The following is a 21,789-nucleotide window of genomic DNA, read 5'->3' as shown; positions in this document are numbered from 1 at the left end:
ACTATTGCCGGGTTAACGAATTCATCGAGCTGTACCCTACATACAGCCGAACTAAAAAAAGAAAGGGCTTCCCACGGGAAGCCCTAATTCTTTACTTCCCCGTCATAATTCAAACCGCAGGTGTGTTGGCTGCTTTCATTCACCCCAGTCACTTACTCCAGTAAGCTCCTGGGGATTCATTCAATTGCCGCCTTCCTGCAATTTGAATTATTTAGGGGAAGTCGAAGCATTATGGGATTAGCAAACTCGATCCCTGCGTTGCCCGGCTTTCCAGTACTTCATGAGCACGCTGTGCATCGTGCAGTGCGAACGTCTGACCAGGCGCGACATCCACTTTGATTACTCCGCTGGCAATTAGCGAGAATAGCTCATTGCTGGCTTCGGTTAATTCGCGGTGATTGGTGATATACCCCTGGAGTGAAGGACGGGTCACGTACAGCGAACCTTTCTGGTTCAGAATACCTAAGTTCACGCCAGTCACCGGCCCGGAAGCATTACCAAAGCTGACCATTAGTCCCCGGCGCTGTAAACAATCCAGCGAGGCTTCCCAGGTATCTTTCCCCACCGAGTCATACACCACCCGTACTTTTTTTCCGCCGGTTATCTCTTTCACTCGCTCAACTATGCTTTCTTCACGATAGTTAATGACCTGCCATGCGCCGGCCTGCAGCGCAATTTGCGCTTTTTGCGCACTGCCGACGGTACCAATCAGCTTCGCGCCCAATGCTTTTGCCCACTGGCAGGCAATCATCCCGACGCCGCCCGCAGCCGCATGGAACAAAAACGGCTCATCAGGCTGAATTTCATAGGTTTTACGCAGCAGATAGAAAACGGTTAACCCTTTCAGGAATGAGGCTGCGGCTTGTTCAAATGAGATAGCGTTGGGTAGGATGGCGGCTTTATCGGCCGGAACGTTATGCACTGAGCTGTATGCACCAAGGGCAGACTGGGCGTACACCACGCGATCGCCAGCTTTTATGTGTGTCACTTTGCTGCCGACTTTGCTGACTACGCCGGCAGCTTCGGTACCCAGGCCGCTGGGCAGAGATGGCGGCGGATAAAGACCACTGCGGATGTAGGTGTCGATATAGTTGATCCCAATAGCTTTGTTCTCGACCTGGATTTCGTTTTCCGCCGGGTCTACGGGTGTAAACTCCACCGCCTTGAGTACATCAGGGCCACCATGCTTGTGAAATTCAATACGTGTTGCCATGCTTCCTCCAAAAGAAATGTGGTAATCTTTCGACCCAATCATTATCTCGGTAACTCCATTCACTATGGCAGGAAATAAACCCTTCAACAAACAACAGACTGATGCTCGTGAGCGCGATCCCCAGGTCGCCGGGCTGAAAGTACCGCCGCACTCGATTGAAGCGGAACAGTCGGTGTTGGGCGGTTTAATGCTGGATAACGAACGCTGGGACGATGTCGCTGAGCGTGTGGTGGCGGAAGATTTTTATACCCGGCCGCACCGGCATATCTTTACGGAAATGCATCGCCTGCAGGAGATGGGGAAACCCATCGATCTGATCACGCTGGCAGAGTCGCTGGAGGTTCAGGGACAACTGGACAGCGTTGGCGGTTTTGCTTACTTGGCTGAGTTATCTAAAAATACGCCAAGTGCGGCGAATATTAGCGCTTATGCGGATATCGTCCGCGAACGTGCCGTTGTTCGTGACATGATTTCGGTTGCGAACGAAATCGCGGAAGCCGGGTTTGATCCGCAAGGCCGTTCCAGTGAAGATCTGTTGGACCTTGCTGAATCCCGTGTCTTTAAAATCGCGGAAAGCCGCGCAAATAAAGACGAAGGGCCGAAAAATATTACTGATGTGCTCGACGCCACCGTCGCGCGTATCGAGCAACTGTTCCAGCAGCCGCACGACGGCGTCACCGGGGTGAACACCGGTTATGACGACCTCAATAAAAAGACGGCGGGATTGCAGCCGTCAGACTTAATTATCGTCGCCGCGCGTCCGTCGATGGGTAAAACAACATTTGCGATGAACCTCGTCGAAAATGCGGCGATGTTGCAGGATAAGCCGGTTCTTATCTTTAGTCTTGAAATGCCCTCGGAACAGATCATGATGCGTTCCCTGGCCTCGCTCTCACGCGTAGACCAAACCAAAATCCGTACCGGTCAACTGGATGATGAAGACTGGGCACGAATTTCCGGAACAATGGGTATTTTGCTGGAGAAACGAAACATCTATATTGATGACTCCTCCGGCCTGACGCCAACGGAAGTGCGCTCGCGTGCCCGTCGTATCGCCCGTGAACATGGTGGTATCGGACTTATCATGATCGACTACCTGCAGCTGATGCGCGTGCCGTCACTCTCCGACAACCGTACGCTGGAAATTGCAGAAATCTCCCGCTCGCTGAAAGCGTTAGCGAAAGAATTGCATGTGCCGGTGGTGGCGCTGTCGCAGCTTAACCGCTCTCTGGAACAACGCGCCGACAAGCGTCCGGTTAACTCGGATCTGCGTGAATCCGGCTCCATCGAACAGGATGCCGACTTAATCATGTTTATCTATCGTGATGAGGTTTATCACGAAAACAGTGACTTAAAAGGCATCGCCGAAATTATTATTGGTAAGCAGCGTAACGGTCCGATCGGTACGGTGCGCCTGACGTTTAACGGACAGTGGTCCCGCTTCGACAACTATGCCGGTCCTCAATATGATGATGAGTAATTTCTAAGGAATACAAATGCAAGCGGCAACTGTAGTCATTAACCGCCGCGCTCTGCGACACAACCTGCAACGTCTGCGTGAACTGGCCCCTGCCAGTAAACTGGTTGCGGTCGTGAAAGCGAACGCCTACGGCCATGGTCTGTTAGAGACCGCGCGAACGCTCCCCGATGCGGACGCTTTTGGTGTCGCTCGTCTTGAAGAAGCCCTGCGGTTGCGAGCGGGAGGGATCACGCAGCCCATCCTGCTGCTGGAGGGATTTTTTGATGCCTCCGATCTGCCGACTATTTCCGCGCAGCGTCTGCATACAGCCGTCCATAACCAGGAGCAGCTCGAAGCCCTGGAAGCAGCTAATCTGGTTGAACCCGTTACCGTCTGGATGAAGCTCGACACAGGTATGCACCGCCTGGGCGTACGCCCTGAGCAGGCCGAGGCGTTTTATCAGCGCCTAACGCAATGTGAAAATGTGCGCCAGCCGGTCAATATCGTCAGCCATTTTGCGCGCGCAGACGAACCTGAATGCGGTGCGACCGAAAAACAGCTCGATATCTTCAACAGCTTTTGCGAGGGCAAACCTGGGCAGCGTTCGATTGCCGCATCGGGCGGTATTCTGCTGTGGCCACAGTCTCACTTCGACTGGGCGCGTCCGGGACTGATTCTGTATGGTGTGTCGCCACTGGAAAACCACTCCATCGGTGCTGATTTTGGCTGCCAGCCGGTGATGTCGCTGACCTCCAGCCTGATTGCGGTGCGTGAGCACAAAGCGGGCGAGCCGGTTGGTTATGGTGGTACCTGGTTGAGCGAGCGCGACACGCGTCTGGGTGTGGTGGCAATGGGCTATGGTGATGGTTATCCGCGCGCGGCGCCGTCTGGGACGCCGGTACTGGTCAATGGCCGTGAAGTGCCGATCGTCGGTCGCGTTGCGATGGATATGATCTGCGTCGATTTAGGTCCCGAAGCGCAGGATAAAGCCGGCGATTCGGTGATTCTGTGGGGTGAGGGACTGCCCGTTGAACGCATTGCTGAAATGACGAAAGTAAGTGCTTACGAACTTATTACGCGCCTGACCTCAAGAGTGGCGATGAAGTATATCGATTAGCAGAATGATGTGCTGGACAGGCGGTTACGCCGCCTTCCGGCAATATTACCCTCAACATCCTCTCGATCTTCTCCCGCTTCCGGTTTATTGTGTTCTTAACCCTTGCCTGTAAACCTGGAGAACCACACGTGTTTCAAAAAGTTGACGCCTACGCCGGCGACCCGATTTTATCGCTCATGGAGCGCTTCAAAGAAGACTCACGTAGCGACAAAGTGAACCTCAGCATCGGCCTGTATTACAACGAAGACGGAATTATTCCTCAGCTTAAAGCGGTGGCGGAAGCGGAAGCTCGACTTAATGCCAAACCGCATGGTGCTTCGCTGTATCTGCCGATGGAAGGTCTGAACACGTATCGTCATACTATTGCGCCGCTGCTGTTTGGCGCAGATCATCCGGTTCTCCAGCAGCAGCGCGTCGCAACTATTCAGACGCTGGGCGGCTCCGGTGCATTAAAGGTTGGCGCAGACTTCCTGAAACGCTATTTCCCTGATTCTGGCGTATGGGTCAGCGATCCGACCTGGGAAAACCATATCGCGATTTTTGAGGGGGCTGGATTCGAAGTAAGCACTTACCCATGGTATGACGACACGACTAACGGCGTGCGTTTCAACGACCTGCTGGCAACGCTGAATACCTTACCGGCGCGCAGCATCGTGCTGCTGCATCCGTGCTGCCATAACCCGACGGGCGCGGATTTAACTCCTGCGCAGTGGGATAGCGTTATTGAGATCCTGAAAGCACGCGATTTGATTCCGTTCCTGGACATTGCTTACCAGGGCTTCGGTGGTGGTATAGAAGACGACGCCTATGCGATTCGCGCCATTGCCAGCGCCGGATTGCCCGCTCTGGTCAGTAACTCATTCTCGAAGATTTTCTCCTTGTACGGCGAGCGTGTCGGCGGACTGTCTGTAGTATGTGAAGATGCTGATACCGCCAGCCGCGTTCTGGGGCAGCTAAAAGCGACGGTGCGTCGTAACTACTCCAGCCCGCCAAACTTTGGTGCGCAGGTAGTTGCCGCGGTACTGGGTGATGACGCGCTGAAAGCCAGTTGGCTGGCAGAAGTCGAAGAGATGCGTACCCGTATTCTGGCGATGCGTCAGGAGCTGGTTAACGTATTGAATGCAGAGATCCCGGGCCGTAACTTTGACTACCTGTTGCAACAGCGCGGTATGTTCAGCTATACCGGGCTTAGCGCAGCCCAGGTTGATCGCCTGCGCGATGAGTTCGGTGTGTACCTGATCGCCAGCGGTCGCATGTGCGTAGCTGGGTTGAATCACGGTAACGTGCAGCGCGTGGCAAAGGCATTTGCCGCCGTCATGTAACCGGCTTTGAATGTTGCCGGATGGCGGCGTAAATGCCTTATCCGGCCTACAAAGGTATATAGATTTTCGTTTGGAGGCCTGATAAGCGTCGTGCCATCAGGCACGTTTTCCTGTGTGATCGTGCTCCTTTTCCAGAGCAAAACCAGAGAAAATCCTTCCTTTCCCTCCCCCTAAGGGGTAAGGTCAGATAGTTTTTTGACCAGTTGTTAATAAAAAAATGATAACTAACTGACTACTTAGGGAAAAATATGCGCAAGTTTACGTTGGCACTGAGTGCCGTTTGTTTATTGTTCACGCTAAATCAGCCAGCCCAGGCACTCGTTTCTTCTCCCTCTCAGCTCAATCCAGGCACCAATGTTGCAAAGCTCGCTGAGCAGGCTCCCATTCACTGGGTCTCCGTGGCACAAATTGAAAACAGCCTGACCGGACGTCCGCCGATGGCGGTCGGGTTTGATATCGATGACACTGTCCTCTTTTCCAGCCCAGGCTTCTGGCGCGGTAAAAAAACGTATTCTCCGGACAGTGAGGATTACCTGAAGAATCCGGCCTTCTGGGAAAAAATGAATAACGGCTGGGACGAGTTCAGTATTCCAAAAGAAGTCGCGCGCCAGCTAATTGATATGCACGTGCGTCGTGGTGACAGCATCTTTTTCGTGACCGGGCGTAGCCAGACGAAGACTGAAACGGTGTCGAAAACGTTGTCTGATAACTTTCACATCCCGGCCGGCAATATGAATCCGGTCATTTTTGCCGGCGATAAGCCGGGCCAGAACACCAAAACGCAGTGGTTACAGGATAAAAATATCCGCATGTTCTACGGTGACTCCGATAATGACATCACTGCCGCTCGCGACGTGGGCATTCGTGGTATTCGCATTTTGCGCGCCTCTAACTCCACTTATAAGCCGCTGCCACAGGCCGGTGCGTTTGGTGAAGAGGTGATCGTCAACTCGGAATATTGAGGACACTGGCTGCGGGTTGCTGTTTTTTTAAACAAATTTACATTGCTGGCTTTTACCTTTTGCGGACTTGCTGCACACTGAATAAATGATGTTCTCATTAGGCAATATGCTGGTAAGGGGAATAAAGATGACTAATTCGGAGTTGCTGCAATACTGCATGGCAAAAATGGGCGCGGAGCAGAGCGTTCACAGTGACTGGAAGGCCACACAAATCAAAGTCGAAGATGTGCTTTTTGCCATGGTAAAAGAGGTGGAAGAACGCCCGGCGGTGTCTCTGAAAACCAGCCCAGAACTGGCAGAGTTGTTGCGCCAGCAGCATAGCGATGTTCGGCCAAGCAGGCATCTCAATAAGGCGCACTGGAGTACGGTGTATCTGGACGGCTCGCTGCCGGATTCACAGATTTATTATCTGGTTGACGCCTCTTATCAGCAGGCTGTGAACACGCTGCCTGCTGATAAACGGCGGCTACTGACGCAGCCCTGAACGGTCTTGTTAAGCGTAGCGCCATCAGGCACAACCGTTGCCAGATGCGGCGCAAGCGCCTTATCAGGCCTACAAGCTTTACGCCTGTTCTGTGGGCCTGATAAGTGTTGCGTAATTACAACAGTGGTTTGAGGAAACGTGCCGTGTGTGAGGCTTCACACTCTGCGACCGTTTCTGGTGTGCCGGAGACAAGAATTTCGCCGCCGCCGCTGCCGCCTTCCGGACCGAGATCGACAATCCAGTCAGCGGTCTTAATCACGTCCAGATTGTGCTCAATCACCACGATGGTGTTGCCCTGATCCCGGAGCTGATGCAGCACGTCCAACAGTTGCTGAATATCCGCAAAATGCAGACCGGTGGTCGGCTCATCGAGAATATACAGCGTTTGCCCGGTACCGCGTTTTGACAGTTCGCGCGCCAGCTTCACGCGCTGCGCCTCGCCGCCCGAGAGTGTGGTAGCGGACTGACCCAGTCGGATGTACGTCAGGCCAACGTCCATTAGTGTTTGCAGCTTACGCGCCAGCGCCGGAACGGCATCGAAGAACTCGCGTGCTTCTTCAATCGTCATATCCAACACTTCGTGGATAGTTTTGCCTTTGTACTTAATTTCCAGCGTTTCGCGGTTATAGCGCTTGCCTTTACATTGATCGCACGGCACGTAGATATCCGGCAGGAAGTGCATTTCGACTTTGATCACGCCGTCGCCCTGACAGGCTTCACAGCGTCCGCCGCGGACGTTAAAGCTGAAACGCCCCGGGGTGTAACCGCGTGCACGTGACTCCGGCACGCCGGCAAACAGTTCGCGCACTGGCGTAAACACGCCGGTGTAGGTTGCCGGGTTAGAACGCGGCGTACGGCCAATCGGGCTTTGGTCAATGTCGATCACTTTGTCGAAATGTTCCAGGCCCTGAACGTCGCGATACGGCGCAGGTTCAGCCAGCGTCGCACCGTTCAGCGCCGTCTGCGCAATCGGGAACAGAGTATCGTTAATCAGTGTCGATTTACCCGAACCGGAAACACCGGTAATGCAGGTAAATAAACCTACCGGCAGCGTCAGGGTGACATCTTTCAGGTTGTTGCCGCGTGCGCCGGTGAGCTTCAGCACTTTCTCTGGGTCAGCCGCAACGCGCTGTTTAGGCACTTCAATCTTGCGTTTACCGCTCATGTACTGGCCGGTCAGCGACTCAGGCACTGCCATGATGTCGTCGAGCGTCCCTTCGGCGACGACCTGACCACCGTGAACACCCGCGCCGGGGCCGATATCGATAACGTGGTCAGCGGCGCGAATCGCATCTTCATCGTGCTCGACTACAATGACGGTATTACCCAGATTACGCAGGTGGATAAGCGTACCCAGCAGACGCTCGTTATCGCGCTGATGCAAACCGATAGACGGTTCATCCAGCACGTACATTACACCGACCAGACCCGCGCCGATCTGGCTTGCCAGACGAATACGCTGAGCTTCGCCGCCGGAGAGCGTTTCCGCTGAACGCGACAGCGTCAGATAGTTGAGGCCGACGTTGACCAGGAACTTCAGACGATCACCAATCTCTTTAAGAATTTTCTCAGCAATCTTCGCCCGCTGACCCGCAAGCTTCAGATTGTTGAAGAAATCCATTGCATGACCGATGCTCATGTCGGAAATCGCGGGCAGCGGCGTATTTTCAACAAATACGTGGCGGGCCTCGCGACGTAAACGCGTCCCTTCACAGCTGGCGCACGGTCGGTTACTGATGAATTTGGCTAATTCTTCACGTACCGCACTGGATTCCGTCTCTTTATAACGGCGCTCCATATTGTGCAGCACACCTTCAAACGGGTGACGACGTACGGACGTATCGCCGCGATCGTTCATGTATTTGAATTCGATATTTTCTTTACCCGAACCGTACAGCACTACTTTATGCACGGTAGGGCTCAGGCTGGCCCATGGGGCTTCAACGTCGAATTTATAGTGTTCAGCCAGAGACTTAAGCATCTGGAAATAATAGAAGTTACGGCGATCCCAACCACGAATAGCACCACCGGCCAGCGACAGTTCCGGGTTTTGAATCACCCGGTCAGGATCGAAATACTGCTGCACGCCGAGACCGTCACAGGTTGGACACGCGCCCGCTGGGTTGTTAAACGAGAACAGGCGGGGTTCCAGTTCGCGCATGCTATAGCCGCAGATAGGGCAGGCGAAGTTGGCGGAGAACAGAAGCTCTTCCGCTTTCGGGTCGTCCATATCGGCGACCACCGCCGTACCACCGGACAGTTCCAGCGCGGTTTCAAAGGATTCAGCCAGTCGTTGGGTGAGATCGTCGCGTACCTTAAAGCGGTCAATCACCACTTCAATAGTGTGTTTCTTTTGCAGCTCAAGCTTGGGCGGATCGGAAAGGTCACACACTTCGCCGTCGATACGGGCGCGGATATAGCCCTGGCCCGCCAGGTTTTCCAGCGTTTTGGTGTGCTCGCCTTTACGCTCCTTAATTACCGGCGCCAGCAGCATCAGACGTTTGCCTTCCGGCTGCGACAGGACGTTGTCCACCATCTGGCTAACGGTCTGCGCTGCCAGGGGAACGTCGTGATCCGGACAGCGCGGCTCGCCAACGCGGGCAAACAGCAGACGCAGATAGTCGTGAATTTCGGTAATTGTACCTACCGTGGATCGCGGGTTATGGGACGTCGATTTTTGTTCAATTGAGATGGCAGGAGAGAGCCCCTCAATGTGGTCGACGTCCGGTTTTTCCATCAGCGACAGAAATTGACGCGCGTACGCGGAAAGGGATTCAACGTAACGACGCTGCCCTTCGGCATATAAGGTGTCGAAAGCGAGCGAAGATTTGCCTGAGCCCGAAAGCCCGGTGACGACAATCAGCTTGTCGCGCGGGATGACGAGGTTGATGTTTTTGAGATTATGGGTGCGGGCGCCCCGAACTTCGATCTTATCCATTCATCTTTCCCGGATTAAACGCTTTTTTGCCTGGCTGCATGGTGCTACCGGCGATCACAAACGGTTAATTATGACACAACCTGACCTGAATGGATATACAGTATTGGAATGCAAAACGCATGTTCCTGTGCAACAATGTCTGGCGGGGGTTGTTTACTGGAATCAACTTCGCAACGTAGTAAAAGCGCTATTGGAAATGCTACAATCCCGCGCTTACACTTATTCAGTAACGTTTTTCAGGAGACACGATCATGGCCAGCAGAGGCGTAAACAAGGTGATTCTCGTCGGTAATCTGGGCCAGGACCCGGAAGTACGCTATATGCCGAATGGTGGCGCAGTTGCCAACATTACGCTGGCTACTTCCGAATCCTGGCGTGATAAAGCGACCGGTGAAATGAAAGAGCAGACTGAATGGCACCGCGTTGTGCTGTTTGGCAAACTGGCGGAAGTGGCCAGTGAATATCTGCGTAAAGGTTCCCAGGTCTATATCGAAGGTCAGCTGCGTACCCGCAAATGGACCGATCAGTCCGGCGTAGAAAAGTACACCACTGAAGTTGTTGTTAACGTTGGCGGCACCATGCAAATGCTGGGTGGTCGTCAGGGCGGTGGTGCTCCGGCAGGTGGTGGCCAGCAGCAGGGTGGTTGGGGTCAGCCTCAGCAGCCGCAGGGCGGCAATCAGTTCAGCGGCGGCGCGCAGTCTCGTCCGCAGCAGTCCGCTCCGGCAGCGCCGTCTAACGAACCGCCGATGGATTTCGACGACGATATTCCGTTCTAATCCTTCTGCTTTTCGCTGAAAATTATGGCTACCTCAAGACCGGGGTAGCCATATGCAATTTTGTTATCAGTTCAACACCATCGGCCAGTCTGGCGGTGTGTGGCTCATCACATCAACCATCACGGTTTCAATGTTCTGCCAGATAGTGGACATATCAACCAGGGTTATGCCGAGCAATCCAGTCGCAAACCAGCAGGCAAACACCAGCCCCAAACCGCTGCTAATGACGGCCAGGCCAATATAATCTGATTTACGAAAACGGATATTGAGCGTACTGGCTAAAAACATCAGTACCGCGCTGAGTAGTTGCCACCGCAGAAGAACCACGCCAGTTGTTATTGTTGCCATGAAAAACGTCCTCAGAAAGTCTGGATGCCCAGGACAGCGCGGGGGTGTTCACCGAGGGTGTAGTACTCTGGCTATCGACGGGCAATAACATGAATGAAACATTGTTTCTGTTGCATTATTTTTGTGAACTATATCACAAGCGCTCGTTTGTTCACCACTATTGAACGCTATTTTTGTAGGCCTAAAACCACTCTGAGTGTGTGGTTTAATTTAATGAAGGGTTGATAATAAATAACCATGTTTTAAACATGTATTTAGTCTGCTTGTTATATTTATCCTAAATTAAACGTTAAAAAACTTTAATGAATTTCTTAAACGCAGCCAGGATAATGCTCATAAAAAATTACTCCGTGGGGATAATAACGTTATGAAATAAGCATAACTTTAAGTTTGCCTTACGGAAAAATAATATCATCATCAACTATTATCAGACTTTTACATAGAGAAGTCTGTTGCTAATACTGATAGATTCATGCAACTTAATCAGTCGGTGTTTATAGCATCCTGCCTTGATGGGTTCTGGCATATACGAAACAGGGAAATAGGGCTGACATGAATCACAGTGCGCGACGCAAGATGCTGAAGTTCCTGGGAACATTCATGGTGGTATTGTTCCCCGTGGTGCTGGCGATTTGGTTTGCACATATCCGGGCGATGACCGAAACCCATAACCAACTCCGCTCTTTTGCTCAACTGGTGTTAAATAAAACAGAATTGGTAATCCTACAAGCCGATTTGGCGCGTGATATGGCCCAGTTGTATCAGGGTAAGATGTGTACCCCGGCACATCAGAAAAGTATGCTGAATATTATTCGCGGTCGTTTATATATCAGTGAGCTAATTTATGCGCAGGGCGATCATTTTTTGTGCTCTACGTCTATGGCGCCGCCTGTTACTTATATTATGCCGACAGCCGACTATAAACGTACGCCGGATATCGCCATCTATTACTACCGCGATACCCCTTTTTTCGCTGGCTACAGAATGACGTACATGCAACGTGGGAACTACGTCGCAGTCATAAATCCATTATCCTACAGCGAAGTCATGTCAGATGATCCGGATCTGTCCTGGGGCGTATATGACACAGTAACAGATACGTTTTTCTCCGCCAGCGAAGCGGCAAATATTGCGCAATTCGCGCCTCTCGTACGCGGTGAAGCCTCGACCTTTCAACAAGACGATCGCTTTTACACCATCGTGCATTCAGAAAAACGCCCAATTGCGATCATTGTGTCGACCTCAGACAACCGCGTAAGTCAGATTTTTTATCACGAGGCGGCGTTAACCATTCCCTTCGGGATTATCTGCAGCATCCTGATACTGCTAATGTGGTGGCGCACGCGCCAGGAATACTTATCTCCCCGGCGCTTACTAAAACGCGCGATCAAAAAACGTCAGCTTTGCCTGCATTACCAGCCGATCATTGATATTAAGAATGGACAATGTGTTGGTGCTGAAGCTCTGCTGCGCTGGCCGGGTTGTAAAGGTGAGGTGATGAGCCCGACGGAGTTTATTCCGTTGGCTGAAAAAGAGGGAATGATTGAGCGGATCACGGATTATGTCGTTGAAGAGGTGTTCAACGATTTGGGGTATTTTCTTTCGGCGCATCCTCAGCTTTATATCTCGATTAACCTTTCCGCTTCTGACTTTCATTCATCCCGATTGATTGCTCTGATTAACGACAAAAATCGTGAGTACTCCGTGGCGGCCCAGCAAATTAAAGTCGAAGTGACGGAGCGGGGGTTCATAGATGTACATAAAATGACCCCAGTAATTCAGGCGTTCCGCAAGGCGGGTTATGAAGTGGCGTTTGATGATTTTGGCACGGGATATTCCAATCTGCATAATTTGTCAGCGCTGAATGTCGATATCCTGAAGATCGACAAATCGTTTATTAGCACGTTGTCCACTAACAGCACCAGTCACTTGATTGCCGAACATATTATTGAGATGGCGCAAAGCTTACACCTGAAGACGATTGCGGAAGGGGTGGAAACGAAGGAACAAATCGAATGGCTGCTTGAACGCGGCGTACAGTATTGTCAGGGCTGGTATTTTGCGAAGGCGCTACCGTCTCAGGAGTTCATGCACTGGATACAACGGTCGCCCGCCATACTGACGCAGAGCGGGCAATAAGCTTACAGGCGGTGGCGGTAATCGCTGGGGGTACGATCAAACTCGCGGCGAAACACGCGCGAAAAGGTTTGTTGCGATACATAACCAAGATCCATCGCGATATCGAAAATAGGTCGCTCAGTCGTCCTCAGTTCAACCGCCGCCAGCAGAAGTCGTCGCTGGCGGATGTAGTCACCCAGCGTCTGGCGCGTCACCGTGCGGAACATTCTCTGTAAATACCACTTCGAGTAACCTGATTTTTTCGCAACCGCCTCAATGTTCAGCGGCTGATCGATATGTTCATCAATCCATTCAATAAGGGTCTGAATAATCTGCTGATGGGACATAGGGCTGCCTCTTTCTCAGTATTCGATTCGTCGTTTTGTCTGTGGGCGAGTATAATTCCTCAAGTTAACTTGAGGTAAAGCGATTTATGGAAAAGAAATTACCCCGGATAAAAGCGCTGCTCACGCCAGGTGAAGTTGCAAAGCGTAGCGGCGTGGCAGTTTCGACCCTGCATTTCTATGAAAGCAAAGGGTTAATCAGCAGCATGCGCAACAGCGGTAATCAGCGTCGCTACAAACGTGATGTGTTGCGTTACGTGGCGATTATCAAGATTGCTCAACGTATTGGGATCCCGCTGGCAACGATTGGCGACGCGCTGGGCGTATTACCTGAAGGACATTCACTTAGCGCTAAAGAGTGGAAACAGCTCTCTTCGCAATGGCGTGAAGAGCTGGACCGACGCATTCATACTTTGGTGTCGCTACGTGATGAGCTGGATGGATGTATTGGTTGCGGCTGCTTGTCGCGCAGCGATTGCCCGTTGCGTAACCCAGGCGATCAGTTGGGCGAGCAAGGAACCGGGGCGCGTCTGCTGGAAGATGATTGATTGGTTTAAATATATGACGGATATATACCCTAAATAATTCGCGTTGTGGGAAGGCGGCAAGAGCACGAATCCCGATGAGCTTAGTAAACTAAGTGATTCGGGTGAGTAAACGCAGCCAACACACCTGCAACGTGAAGTATGACGGGTATAAAACTAAAGCGCCACAGAGGGCGCTTTAGTTTGGTTCCGGTCTTTGTCTTTCACTCTATCCCGCTGGTTCACGGGAGGGTTTCCCCCGACATCAACACCCCTCAGTCGAGCACATTAGGGGAGGTTCCGGCCTGTGTTGATAATGTAAGTGTAAGCTACCTCCCTCCATTTGCCAGTGAAACGATGATTTTTTAGCCAAAAAATTTACCGCATCTTCACCGGTTTTCTTGCGCGAGTTTGCGCGAAAAATAAGAACGATTGTTGCGACAATCTGGCGAAATTTGTTACCAGATTGCGCATTGACGATAACGTTTGCGCATCGACTGGTTGTTTATTGTGCGTTATAAGAAGAAATGAGTAAAAAGCGGCAAAGTTCAGTTGAAAACCGGCGTATGATCGCTGGATAATCGTTTGCTTTTTTTTACCACCCGTTTTTTATGCGCGGAGCTAAACGTTTGCTTTTTTGCGACACCCCTAATGACGCAAACCTGGCACATGGAGAAAACGTTTAGCAGGCAGTGGATTGTCCAGCACGCATAATGACGAAAAAATAAACTCTCAGGGGATGTTTTCTATGTCTACGCCTTCAGCGCGTACCGGCGGTTCACTCGACGCCTGGTTTAAAATTTCGCTTCGCGGCAGTACCGTTCGTCAGGAAGTCGTTGCCGGACTAACGACGTTCCTCGCCATGGTTTACTCCGTTATTGTGGTTCCAGGGATGCTGGGTAAAGCCGGATTCCCGCCTGCCGCTGTATTTGTGGCAACCTGCCTGGTCGCGGGCGTCGGTTCTATTGTCATGGGCCTGTGGGCAAATCTGCCGCTGGCGATTGGTTGCGCCATTTCTCTGACGGCGTTTACCGCATTCAGCCTGGTATTGGGGCAACATATCAGCGTGCCCGTTGCGCTGGGCGCGGTGTTCCTGATGGGGGTCCTGTTTACCATCATTTCCGCGACGGGTATTCGTAGCTGGATCCTGCGCAATCTGCCGCAGGGCGTTGCGCACGGTACGGGAATTGGTATCGGCCTGTTCCTGCTGCTGATTGCGGCAAACGGCGTTGGTCTGGTGATTAAGAATCCGCTGGACGGTCTGCCGGTTGCGCTGGGCGACTTCGATACCTTCCCGGTGATTATGTCGCTGGTTGGTCTGGCGGTGATTATTGGCCTCGAAAAACTGAAAGTACCGGGCGGCATCCTGCTGACTATTATCGGTATTTCCATTGTTGGCCTGATTTTCGACCCGGCCGTGCATTTCTCCGGTATTTTTGCCATGCCGTCTCTGAGCGACGAAAACGGCAACTCGCTGATCGGCAGCCTGGATATTATGGGCGCACTGAATCCTATCGTTCTGCCGAGCGTGCTGGCGCTGGTCATGACCGCCGTCTTCGATGCGACCGGCACCATCCGTGCCGTAGCCGGTCAGGCGAATTTGCTGGATAAAGACGGACAGATTATCGACGGCGGCAAAGCGCTGACCACCGACTCCCTGAGCAGCGTGTTCTCTGGTCTGGTGGGCGCTGCTCCTGCGGCGGTATACATTGAATCCGCAGCGGGTACGGCGGCAGGCGGTAAAACTGGCCTGACGGCGATCACCGTTGGTGTCCTGTTCCTGCTGATCCTGTTCCTCTCTCCGCTCTCGTATCTTGTACCGGTATACGCAACGGCGCCTGCACTGATGTATGTGGGCCTGTTGATGCTGAGCAACGTTGCGAAAATCGACTTTGCTGACTTTGTCGACGCAATGGCGGGTCTGGTAACGGCCGTATTTATCGTGCTGACCTGTAACATCGTTACCGGCATTATGATTGGCTTTGCTACCCTGGTGATTGGCCGTCTTGTCTCTGGCGAATGGCGCAAGCTGAACATCGGCACGGTGGTTATCGCTATCGCGCTGGTGGCCTTCTACGCGGGCGGCTGGGCTATCTGATTTTTATTCGATAAAGATCCTCAAAACGGGTGGCTTTGGCCGCCCGTTTTTATTTTCAGAACACACTCGTTGTCTTTTGCGTTACTCTCAATTAGATAGAATTGAGGCACGACGCCTCTCATCACTAATCATAAGAAACATCGCAAACAGGGAACGCATGGAAATCTTTTTCACCATACTCATCATGACCCTTGTGGTCTCGTTGTCGGGGGTATTTACTCGCGTATTGCCCTTCCAACTCCCTTTACCCCTAATGCAGATCGCCATCGGCGCCTTGCTGGCGTGGCCGACGTTTGGTTTGCATGTGGAATTCGATCCTGAGTTGTTTTTGGTGCTGTTCATCCCGCCGCTGCTCTTTGCCGATGGCTGGAAGACGCCAACGCGTGAGTTTCTCGAGCATGGGCGAGAGATCTTCGGCCTTGCGCTGGCGCTGGTGCTGGTCACGGTGGTCGGCATTGGATTTATGATTTACTGGCTGGTGCCGGGGATACCGCTTATCCCAGCCTTTGCGCTGGCCGCCGTCCTTTCGCCAACCGATGCTGTTGCCCTTTCCGGCATTGTGGGGGAGGGGCGCATACCGAAGAAAATCATGGGCATCCTGCAGGGCGAAGCGTTGATGAACGACGCCTCCGGTCTGGTCTCTCTGAAGTTTGCCGTCGCCGTGGCGATGGGGACGATGGTATTTACCGTTGGTGGCGCAACGCTTGAGTTCTTCAAAGTGGCGATTGGCGGTATCCTGGCTGGTTTTGTCGTCAGTTGGCTGTACGGGCGCTCCCTGCGCTTCCTCAGCCGCTGGGGCGGTGACGAGCCGGCAACGCAAATCGTCCTGCTGTTCCTGCTGCCGTTTGCGTCTTACCTGATAGCGGAACACATCGGCGTTTCCGGTATCCTCGCGGCGGTCGCTGCCGGGATGACGATCACCCGTTCCGGGGTGATGCGCCGCGCACCGCTGGCGATGCGTTTACGTGCTAACAGTACCTGGGCAATGCTGGAGTTTGTGTTTAACGGCATGGTCTTCTTGCTGTTAGGGCTACAGTTACCGGGGATTCTGGAGTCTTCCTTAGCGGCGGCAGAGGTCGATCCGAACGTTGAAATCTGGATGCTGTTTACCGATATCGTGCTGATTTACGTGGCGCTGATGCTGGTACGTTTTGGCTGGCTGTGGACGATGAAAAAATTCAGTCTGCGCTTCCTGAAGAAAAAACCAATGGAATTCGGCTCCTGGACAACGCGTGAAATCCTGATCGCCTCCTTTGCCGGTGTACGCGGAGCAATTACCCTCGCCGGTGTGCTCTCCATACCACTGTTGTTACCGGACGGTAGCGGATTCCCTGCGCGATATGAGCTGATCTTCCTTGCCGCAGGCGTGATTCTGTTCTCGCTGTTTGTTGGCGTGGTGATGTTGCCGATTCTGCTACAACATCTGGAAGTGGCAGACCACTCGCAGCAGCAGAAAGAGGAACGTATTGCTCGCGCTGCTACGGCAGAAGTGGCGATTGTCGCGATCCAGAAAATGGAGGAGCGACTGGCCGCGGACACCGAAGAGAACATCGATAACCAGTTACTCACCGAGGTGAGTTCCCGCGTGATTGGTAACCTGCGTCGTCGCGCCGACGGACGCAACGATGTGGAAAGCTCGATGCAGGAAGAAAACCTCGAGCGACGTTTCCGCCTGGCAGCGTTGCGTTCAGAACGCGCGGAGCTTTATCACCTGCGTGCGACGCGGGAAATCAGCAATGAAACGCTGCAAAAGCTGCTGCACGATCTGGACTTGCTGGAAGCGCTGTTGATCGAGAATCAATAAACGAGAGAGCCTGATGCGCTACGCTTATCAGGCCTACAAAACCGATGTAGGCCGGATAAGGCGTTTGCGCCGCATCCGGCATTTTACGACGCTTGCGGTAGCCAAAACCCTTCACAGCATTTGAGCCACGCCTGGGCGCTGTGCGACAGATACACGCCTTCGCGCCAAATCATGCCCAACTGCCAGCGTAAATCACTCTCCAGAGGAATCCAGCGCAACGTTTGCTTATCCAGGCGCTGGCAAATCGGCTCCGGTAAAATGGCAATTCCGACTCCGGCTTGTACCATCGCAGCCAGAAAATCCCACTGCCCGCTGCGCACCGCGATGCGGGGCTTGACGTTGTGTTGGCTAAACAGCTCAAGCAATTGGCGGCTCAACGCGAAATCTTCGTTGTAGATCAGTAGCGGATGTTCCGCCAGTGCCTCGGGGGAAATGGATTCGCATGTTGTCCACTGACCGGAGCGGGGGACCAGCACACAGAGCGGATGACTGAAAAGCGGTAAGGTCGCCAGACCACTCTCTTCTTCAACCGGCAGCGCGGTCATCGCGACATCCAGATCGCCGTTCATCACCGCCTGCTGGACGGTTAAGCCGCCAAATTCAGAGACCTTCAGCTCAACGCCGGGATAGCGCTGGCGAAACAGGCTGATAGGCCCGGCCATCAACATACCGACCATCGGCGGGATACCGAGGCGCAGCACACCCCTGTTGAGGTGATTAATGTCGCTAAGTTCGGCTTCAAGCTGGCGAAACTCAGCGAGGATCGCCAGGCCGCGTTCGAAAACGACCTGCCCGGTGTCGGTTAACAACAACCGCCGCCCGTCGCGGATGAGCAACGTGCAATTAAGCTCGTCTTCAAGGTTCTTCAACATCTTGCTGATGGTGGGCTGGGTGACAAAAAGCTTCTCCGCTGCGCGAGTAAAGCTCTGCTGACGAACCACCTCAACAAAATATCGCAGCGTTCTGATATCCATGATTATTCCTTAAGACTATGCCTGCAATGAGTTTAATTCATTTCAGTCCTGGACGGGGGCTCTCTATACTGGCGCTCTCTATTTTTTAAGGACATACCCTCATGGCTGTGGCGATAAGCCGCGTGACGCCTGCTGTTATTCATCGACTCCAGATCCCCGTTCAGGTTCTGTTGTACGCAGGTCTCTTTGTATTAGCTCAATATCTTGTCTCCTGGCTGCATCTGCCGCTTCCTGCCAACCTGGTAGGGATGGTGCTGATGCTGGCGTTAATTGTCTGCCGGGTTATCCCGCTGAACTGGATTCGCGCAGGTGCTCGCTGGTTACTGGCTGAAATGCTGCTGTTTTTTGTCCCGGCGGTGGTCGCCGTTGTGAACTACACGCAGCTGTTGCTGGTTGATGGCTGGCGTATATTTGCCGTCATTGCGATCAGTACGCTGATGGTGCTCGGCGCAACGGCGTGGGTGGTGGATAAAGTGTATCGCTATGAAATGAGCAGGTTAAACCGTGAGTAATTTCCAGCTAAGCGTGCTGTGTCTGGTGATTACGCTGGGTATCTACTTTGCTAATAAGCGTTTGTATCGCCGTTTTCGTAAATTACCGCTGATGCCATTAGTTCTCACCCCGGCCCTGCTGGTGCTGATGCTAGTCTTCGGCCATATCTCCTGGCAAAACTATATTGGTGAATCGCACTGGTTGCTGTGGCTGTTAGGACCGGCGACCATCGCCTTTGCCGTTCCGGTGTATGACAACCTTGCGGTGATTAAGCGTCACTGGATGTCGCTGACGGCGGGCGTGGTAACGGCAACGCTGGTGGCCGTCACCAGTTCCGTGTGGCTGGCGCGTCTGTTTATGTTGCCTGATGAGATCCAACGCAGTCTGGCGGTGCGTTCCGTCACCACGCCATTTGCGCTGGCAGCGGCAGAGCCATTGGGCGGGCAGCCGGACCTGGTGGCCTTGTTCGTGGTGGTGACCGGCGTATTCGGCATGGCGGTCGGCGATGTGCTGTTTTTACGCCTTTCCATTCGTGAAGGAATGGCGAAAGGCGCAGGATTTGGCGCCGCATCGCACGGGGCAGGCACGGCGCGCTCTTATGAGCTTGGTCAGCAAGAGGGCGTAGTTGCCAGCCTGGTGATGATGCTTTCCGGTGTGGTGATGGTATTGGTGGCGCCGCTGGTCGCGAGGCTGATGTTCTAAGAAAGGATGTAATCCTCCGGCCCGAAAGCCGGAGGAGAGGGGAGGTTAGTGCGCGCGACCTTGTTCTACGCCGTACCCGGTCTGGGAGCGGATGAATTGAGCACGGAACTGCTCGCGTTCGCGGTTGCCTTCTTCTGAGTTGTCGGTAGCAGAGAAGAACCAGATCCCGAGGAACGCTATGCTGATGGAGAACAGCGCTGGATATTCATACGGGAAAATGGCTTTTTCGTGACCGAGGATCTGGACCCAAATGGTTGGGCCGAGAATCATCAATACTACCGCTGTTAACAGACCTAACCAGCCACCCAGCATTGCGCCACGGGTGGTCAGACGCGACCAGTACATGGAAAGCAGGATGATCGGGAAGTTGCAGCTGGCCGCGATGGCGAACGCCAGACCCACCATGAAGGCGATGTTCTGGTTCTCAAACAGCACGCCGAGCAGGATGGCTATCACACCCAGTACCAGTACGGTGATTTTTGACACCTTCAGCTCTTCACGTTCGGTTGCGCCTTTGCGGAATACGTTGGCGTACAGGTCGTGAGAAACTGCCGAAGCGCCAGCCAGCGTCAGCCCGGCAACCACCGCCAGGATGGTGGCAAACGCCACTGCAGAGATGAAGCCGAGGAACAGGTTACCGCCCACCGCATTCGCCAGGTGAACCGCCGCCATGTTGTTACCACCGATCAGTGCGCCTGCAGCATCTTTGTACTCTGGATTAGCGCCTACCAGCATGATCGCGCCAAAGCCGATGATAAAGGTCAGGATGTAGAAATAACCCATAAAGCCGGTGGCATAGAATACGCTCTTACGCGCTTCGCGGGCATCGCTGACCGTGAAGAAACGCATCAGAATATGCGGCAAACCTGCTGTACCGAACATCAATCCAAGACCTAACGACAGGGCGGATATCGGATCTTTTACCAGACCGCCCGGGCTCATAATCGCGGAGCCTTTCGGGTGTACTGCCATCGCTTCGGTGAACAGGTTGTTGAAGCTGAAGCCGACGTGCTTCATTACCATGAAGGCCATAAAGCTGGCGCCGAACAGCAGCAGAACAGCTTTAATGATCTGTACCCAGGTGGTTGCCAGCATGCCGCCAAACAGAACGTACATCATCATCAGTACGCCAACCAGTACGACGGCGATGTGATAGTTCAGACCAAACAGCAGCTCAATCAGTTTACCTGCGCCGACCATCTGGGCGATCAGATACAGCGCGACCACCACCAGGGAACCACAGGCCGACAGAATACGGATTGGACCCTGCTTCAGACGATAAGAAGCAACGTCAGCAAAGGTGTAACGACCGAGGTTACGCAAACGCTCAGCAATCAGGAACAGGATAATTGGCCAGCCGACCAGGAAGCCGAGTGAGTAAATCAGCCCGTCATAACCGGAGGTAAATACCAGCGCGGAAATTCCAAGGAACGATGCCGCCGACATATAGTCGCCCGCAATCGCCAGCCCGTTCTGGAAACCGGTGATGTTACCGCCGGCGGTGTAGTAGTCATTACGCGAACGTACGCGCTTAGACGCCCAGTAGGTAATGCCGAGCGTAAAGATGACGAAAATCAGGAACATAACAATCGCCTGCCAGTTGGTTGGCTGGCGTTGAACTGCACCGCTAATAGCATCCGCCGCGTTTGCGGCGAAGGGCAGCGTGGCGGCAAGCGCCGTCAGGACTCTCTTCATGATGCTTTAACCTCGTGCAAAACCGCATTGTTCAGGCGATCAAATTCACCGTTTGCCCGCCAGATATAAATCCCGGTCAGAATGAAGGAGATAAGGATCACACCGACCCCAATCGGAATACCCCGGGTGACGCTGGTTCCCGCGTGGAGCGGCGTACCCAGCCAGCCAGGCGCAAAGGCAATCAGTAAAATAAAGCTGATATAAACTGCCAGCATGATGATGGACAGAATGGTGGCAAACCGTTGCCGTTTTTCTACTAACTCCCTGAAACGCGCACTGTCTTCTATCCGCTGATAAATTTGGTCATTCATCACAGAGTTCTCCAGAGGCCCCCTTCGTTTTTCACGCCGCAGGTGCGTTGGCCGCACTCGCCCACCCCAGTCACATAGTGAACTATGCTCCTGGGGATGTGCTCGCTT

General features: G+C 53.2%; 19 protein-coding genes. 12 read left to right on the top strand and 7 right to left on the bottom strand.

The window, feature by feature from the left end; all coding sequences use genetic code 11:
* Positions 1 to 229: 229 nt before the first annotated feature.
* Positions 230 to 1,213 (bottom strand): quinone oxidoreductase, encoded by a 984-nt coding sequence (locus OGV98_RS00445; protein ID WP_003841359.1) that lies wholly within the window; start codon positions 1,211 to 1,213, stop codon positions 230 to 232.
* A gap of 64 nt (positions 1,214 to 1,277) precedes the next feature.
* Here OGV98_RS00445 and dnaB point away from each other — a divergent pair, with 64 nt between their 5' ends.
* The 5 genes from dnaB (at position 1,278) to OGV98_RS00420 (ending at position 6,557) form a co-directional block, all read left to right on the top strand.
* Positions 1,278 to 2,693 carry a replicative DNA helicase gene (dnaB, locus tag OGV98_RS00440; protein WP_003826610.1) on the top strand — a complete coding sequence of 472 codons (1,416 nt, stop codon included), beginning with the start codon at positions 1,278 to 1,280 and terminating at the stop codon, positions 2,691 to 2,693.
* 16 nt (positions 2,694 to 2,709) lie between these two features.
* Complete coding sequence (alr, locus tag OGV98_RS00435; protein ID WP_003844721.1) at positions 2,710 to 3,789, top strand: alanine racemase; 1,080 nt, start codon at positions 2,710 to 2,712, stop codon at positions 3,787 to 3,789.
* Positions 3,790 to 3,917: 128 nt separating this feature from the next.
* Complete coding sequence (gene tyrB / locus OGV98_RS00430) at positions 3,918 to 5,111, top strand: aromatic amino acid transaminase (RefSeq protein ID WP_032938184.1); 1,194 nt, start codon at positions 3,918 to 3,920, stop codon at positions 5,109 to 5,111.
* Between the two features lie 248 nt (positions 5,112 to 5,359).
* Positions 5,360 to 6,073, top strand: a complete 714-nt coding sequence (aphA, locus tag OGV98_RS00425) for an acid phosphatase AphA (protein ID WP_003826615.1) — start codon at positions 5,360 to 5,362, stop codon at positions 6,071 to 6,073.
* Between the two features lie 127 nt (positions 6,074 to 6,200).
* Entirely contained in the window at positions 6,201 to 6,557 is a 357-nt protein-coding gene (locus tag OGV98_RS00420; RefSeq protein ID WP_003841354.1) for an MmcQ/YjbR family DNA-binding protein, read from the top strand.
* Between the two features lie 115 nt (positions 6,558 to 6,672).
* On the opposite strand, the gene uvrA is transcribed toward OGV98_RS00420, so the two are convergent.
* The gene (uvrA, locus tag OGV98_RS00415) at positions 6,673 to 9,495 is read right to left on the bottom strand and encodes an excinuclease ABC subunit UvrA (RefSeq protein WP_003031720.1); all 2,823 of its coding nucleotides are present in this window, start codon (positions 9,493 to 9,495) and stop codon (positions 6,673 to 6,675) included.
* A gap of 251 nt (positions 9,496 to 9,746) precedes the next feature.
* On the opposite strand from uvrA, the gene ssb1 reads away from it, so the two are divergent.
* Positions 9,747 to 10,271: a single-stranded DNA-binding protein SSB1 gene (gene ssb1 / locus OGV98_RS00410; protein WP_003826621.1), complete on the top strand. Its 525-nt coding sequence runs from the start codon at positions 9,747 to 9,749 to the stop codon at positions 10,269 to 10,271.
* Positions 10,272 to 10,337: 66 nt separating this feature from the next.
* Here ssb1 and OGV98_RS00405 read toward each other — a convergent pair whose 3' ends face one another.
* Positions 10,338 to 10,619, bottom strand: a complete 282-nt coding sequence (locus OGV98_RS00405) for a YjcB family protein (protein WP_044715249.1) — start codon at positions 10,617 to 10,619, stop codon at positions 10,338 to 10,340.
* A gap of 552 nt (positions 10,620 to 11,171) precedes the next feature.
* Here OGV98_RS00405 and pdeC point away from each other — a divergent pair.
* Complete coding sequence (gene pdeC, locus OGV98_RS00400; protein WP_049016404.1) at positions 11,172 to 12,758, top strand: cyclic di-3',5'-guanosine monophosphate phosphodiesterase PdeC; 1,587 nt, start codon at positions 11,172 to 11,174, stop codon at positions 12,756 to 12,758.
* Between the two features lie 2 nt (positions 12,759 to 12,760).
* On the opposite strand, the gene soxS is transcribed toward pdeC, so the two are convergent.
* Positions 12,761 to 13,084 carry a superoxide response transcriptional regulator SoxS gene (gene soxS, locus OGV98_RS00395; protein WP_003031731.1) on the bottom strand — a complete coding sequence of 108 codons (324 nt, stop codon included), beginning with the start codon at positions 13,082 to 13,084 and terminating at the stop codon, positions 12,761 to 12,763.
* 86 nt (positions 13,085 to 13,170) lie between these two features.
* Here soxS and soxR point away from each other — a divergent pair, with 86 nt between their 5' ends.
* The 3 genes from soxR (at position 13,171) to OGV98_RS00380 (ending at position 17,507) form a co-directional block, all read left to right on the top strand.
* Complete coding sequence (gene soxR, locus OGV98_RS00390) at positions 13,171 to 13,629, top strand: redox-sensitive transcriptional activator SoxR (RefSeq protein WP_003031733.1); 459 nt, start codon at positions 13,171 to 13,173, stop codon at positions 13,627 to 13,629.
* A 724-nt stretch (positions 13,630 to 14,353) separates the two neighbouring features.
* A complete protein-coding gene (gene ghxP / locus OGV98_RS00385; RefSeq protein WP_003031735.1) occupies positions 14,354 to 15,703 on the top strand; it encodes a guanine/hypoxanthine transporter GhxP in 1,350 nt (449 codons plus the stop codon).
* 157 nt (positions 15,704 to 15,860) lie between these two features.
* Positions 15,861 to 17,507, top strand: coding sequence for a Na+/H+ antiporter (locus OGV98_RS00380; protein WP_003031737.1), 1,647 nt, complete (start codon positions 15,861 to 15,863; stop codon positions 17,505 to 17,507).
* 83 nt (positions 17,508 to 17,590) lie between these two features.
* On the opposite strand, the gene OGV98_RS00375 is transcribed toward OGV98_RS00380, so the two are convergent.
* Entirely contained in the window at positions 17,591 to 18,481 is an 891-nt protein-coding gene (locus OGV98_RS00375; RefSeq protein ID WP_003844732.1) for a LysR family transcriptional regulator, read from the bottom strand.
* Positions 18,482 to 18,582: 101 nt separating this feature from the next.
* Here OGV98_RS00375 and OGV98_RS00370 point away from each other — a divergent pair, with 101 nt between their 5' ends.
* Together OGV98_RS00370 and OGV98_RS00365 are read left to right on the top strand one after the other, a co-directional pair.
* A complete protein-coding gene (locus tag OGV98_RS00370) occupies positions 18,583 to 18,993 on the top strand; it encodes a CidA/LrgA family protein (protein WP_044715240.1) in 411 nt (136 codons plus the stop codon).
* Positions 18,986 to 19,675 (top strand): LrgB family protein, encoded by a 690-nt coding sequence (locus OGV98_RS00365; protein WP_003031745.1) that lies wholly within the window; start codon positions 18,986 to 18,988, stop codon positions 19,673 to 19,675. Before OGV98_RS00370 ends, OGV98_RS00365 begins: the two co-directional genes overlap by 8 nt.
* 45 nt (positions 19,676 to 19,720) lie before the next feature.
* Here the strand turns inward: OGV98_RS00365 and actP are convergent, their stop codons facing one another.
* Both actP and OGV98_RS00355 read right to left on the bottom strand, forming a co-directional pair.
* On the bottom strand, positions 19,721 to 21,370 hold the full coding sequence (actP, locus tag OGV98_RS00360) for a cation/acetate symporter ActP (RefSeq protein WP_003031747.1): 1,650 nt from the start codon (positions 21,368 to 21,370) through the stop codon (positions 19,721 to 19,723).
* A complete protein-coding gene (locus tag OGV98_RS00355; protein ID WP_003031750.1) occupies positions 21,367 to 21,681 on the bottom strand; it encodes a DUF485 domain-containing protein in 315 nt (104 codons plus the stop codon). Before OGV98_RS00355 ends, actP begins: the two co-directional genes overlap by 4 nt.
* Positions 21,682 to 21,789 lie beyond the last annotated feature (108 nt).

Source organism: Citrobacter sp. Cf136 (assembly GCF_030333815.1).
GTDB lineage: Bacteria > Pseudomonadota > Gammaproteobacteria > Enterobacterales > Enterobacteriaceae > Citrobacter > Citrobacter freundii.
This window is presented reverse-complemented; position numbering and strand designations above follow the sequence as displayed.

What these genes read in the sequence shown, in the direction of transcription:
- OGV98_RS00445 (WP_003841359.1), bottom strand. Translation starts at nt 1,213, where the DNA reads ATGGCAACACGTATTGAATTTCACAAGCATGGTGGCCCTGATGTACTC.
- dnaB (WP_003826610.1), top strand. Translation starts at nt 1,278, where the DNA reads ATGGCAGGAAATAAACCCTTCAACAAACAACAGACTGATGCTCGTGAG.
- alr (WP_003844721.1), top strand. Translation starts at nt 2,710, where the DNA reads ATGCAAGCGGCAACTGTAGTCATTAACCGCCGCGCTCTGCGACACAAC.
- aphA (WP_003826615.1), top strand. Translation starts at nt 5,360, where the DNA reads ATGCGCAAGTTTACGTTGGCACTGAGTGCCGTTTGTTTATTGTTCACG.
- OGV98_RS00420 (WP_003841354.1), top strand. Translation starts at nt 6,201, where the DNA reads ATGACTAATTCGGAGTTGCTGCAATACTGCATGGCAAAAATGGGCGCG.
- uvrA (WP_003031720.1), bottom strand. Translation starts at nt 9,495, where the DNA reads ATGGATAAGATCGAAGTTCGGGGCGCCCGCACCCATAATCTCAAAAAC.
- ssb1 (WP_003826621.1), top strand. Translation starts at nt 9,747, where the DNA reads ATGGCCAGCAGAGGCGTAAACAAGGTGATTCTCGTCGGTAATCTGGGC.
- OGV98_RS00405 (WP_044715249.1), bottom strand. Translation starts at nt 10,619, where the DNA reads ATGGCAACAATAACAACTGGCGTGGTTCTTCTGCGGTGGCAACTACTC.
- pdeC (WP_049016404.1), top strand. Translation starts at nt 11,172, where the DNA reads ATGAATCACAGTGCGCGACGCAAGATGCTGAAGTTCCTGGGAACATTC.
- soxS (WP_003031731.1), bottom strand. Translation starts at nt 13,084, where the DNA reads ATGTCCCATCAGCAGATTATTCAGACCCTTATTGAATGGATTGATGAA.
- soxR (WP_003031733.1), top strand. Translation starts at nt 13,171, where the DNA reads ATGGAAAAGAAATTACCCCGGATAAAAGCGCTGCTCACGCCAGGTGAA.
- ghxP (WP_003031735.1), top strand. Translation starts at nt 14,354, where the DNA reads ATGTCTACGCCTTCAGCGCGTACCGGCGGTTCACTCGACGCCTGGTTT.
- OGV98_RS00380 (WP_003031737.1), top strand. Translation starts at nt 15,861, where the DNA reads ATGGAAATCTTTTTCACCATACTCATCATGACCCTTGTGGTCTCGTTG.
- OGV98_RS00375 (WP_003844732.1), bottom strand. Translation starts at nt 18,481, where the DNA reads ATGGATATCAGAACGCTGCGATATTTTGTTGAGGTGGTTCGTCAGCAG.
- OGV98_RS00370 (WP_044715240.1), top strand. Translation starts at nt 18,583, where the DNA reads ATGGCTGTGGCGATAAGCCGCGTGACGCCTGCTGTTATTCATCGACTC.
- actP (WP_003031747.1), bottom strand. Translation starts at nt 21,370, where the DNA reads ATGAAGAGAGTCCTGACGGCGCTTGCCGCCACGCTGCCCTTCGCCGCA.
- OGV98_RS00355 (WP_003031750.1), bottom strand. Translation starts at nt 21,681, where the DNA reads ATGAATGACCAAATTTATCAGCGGATAGAAGACAGTGCGCGTTTCAGG.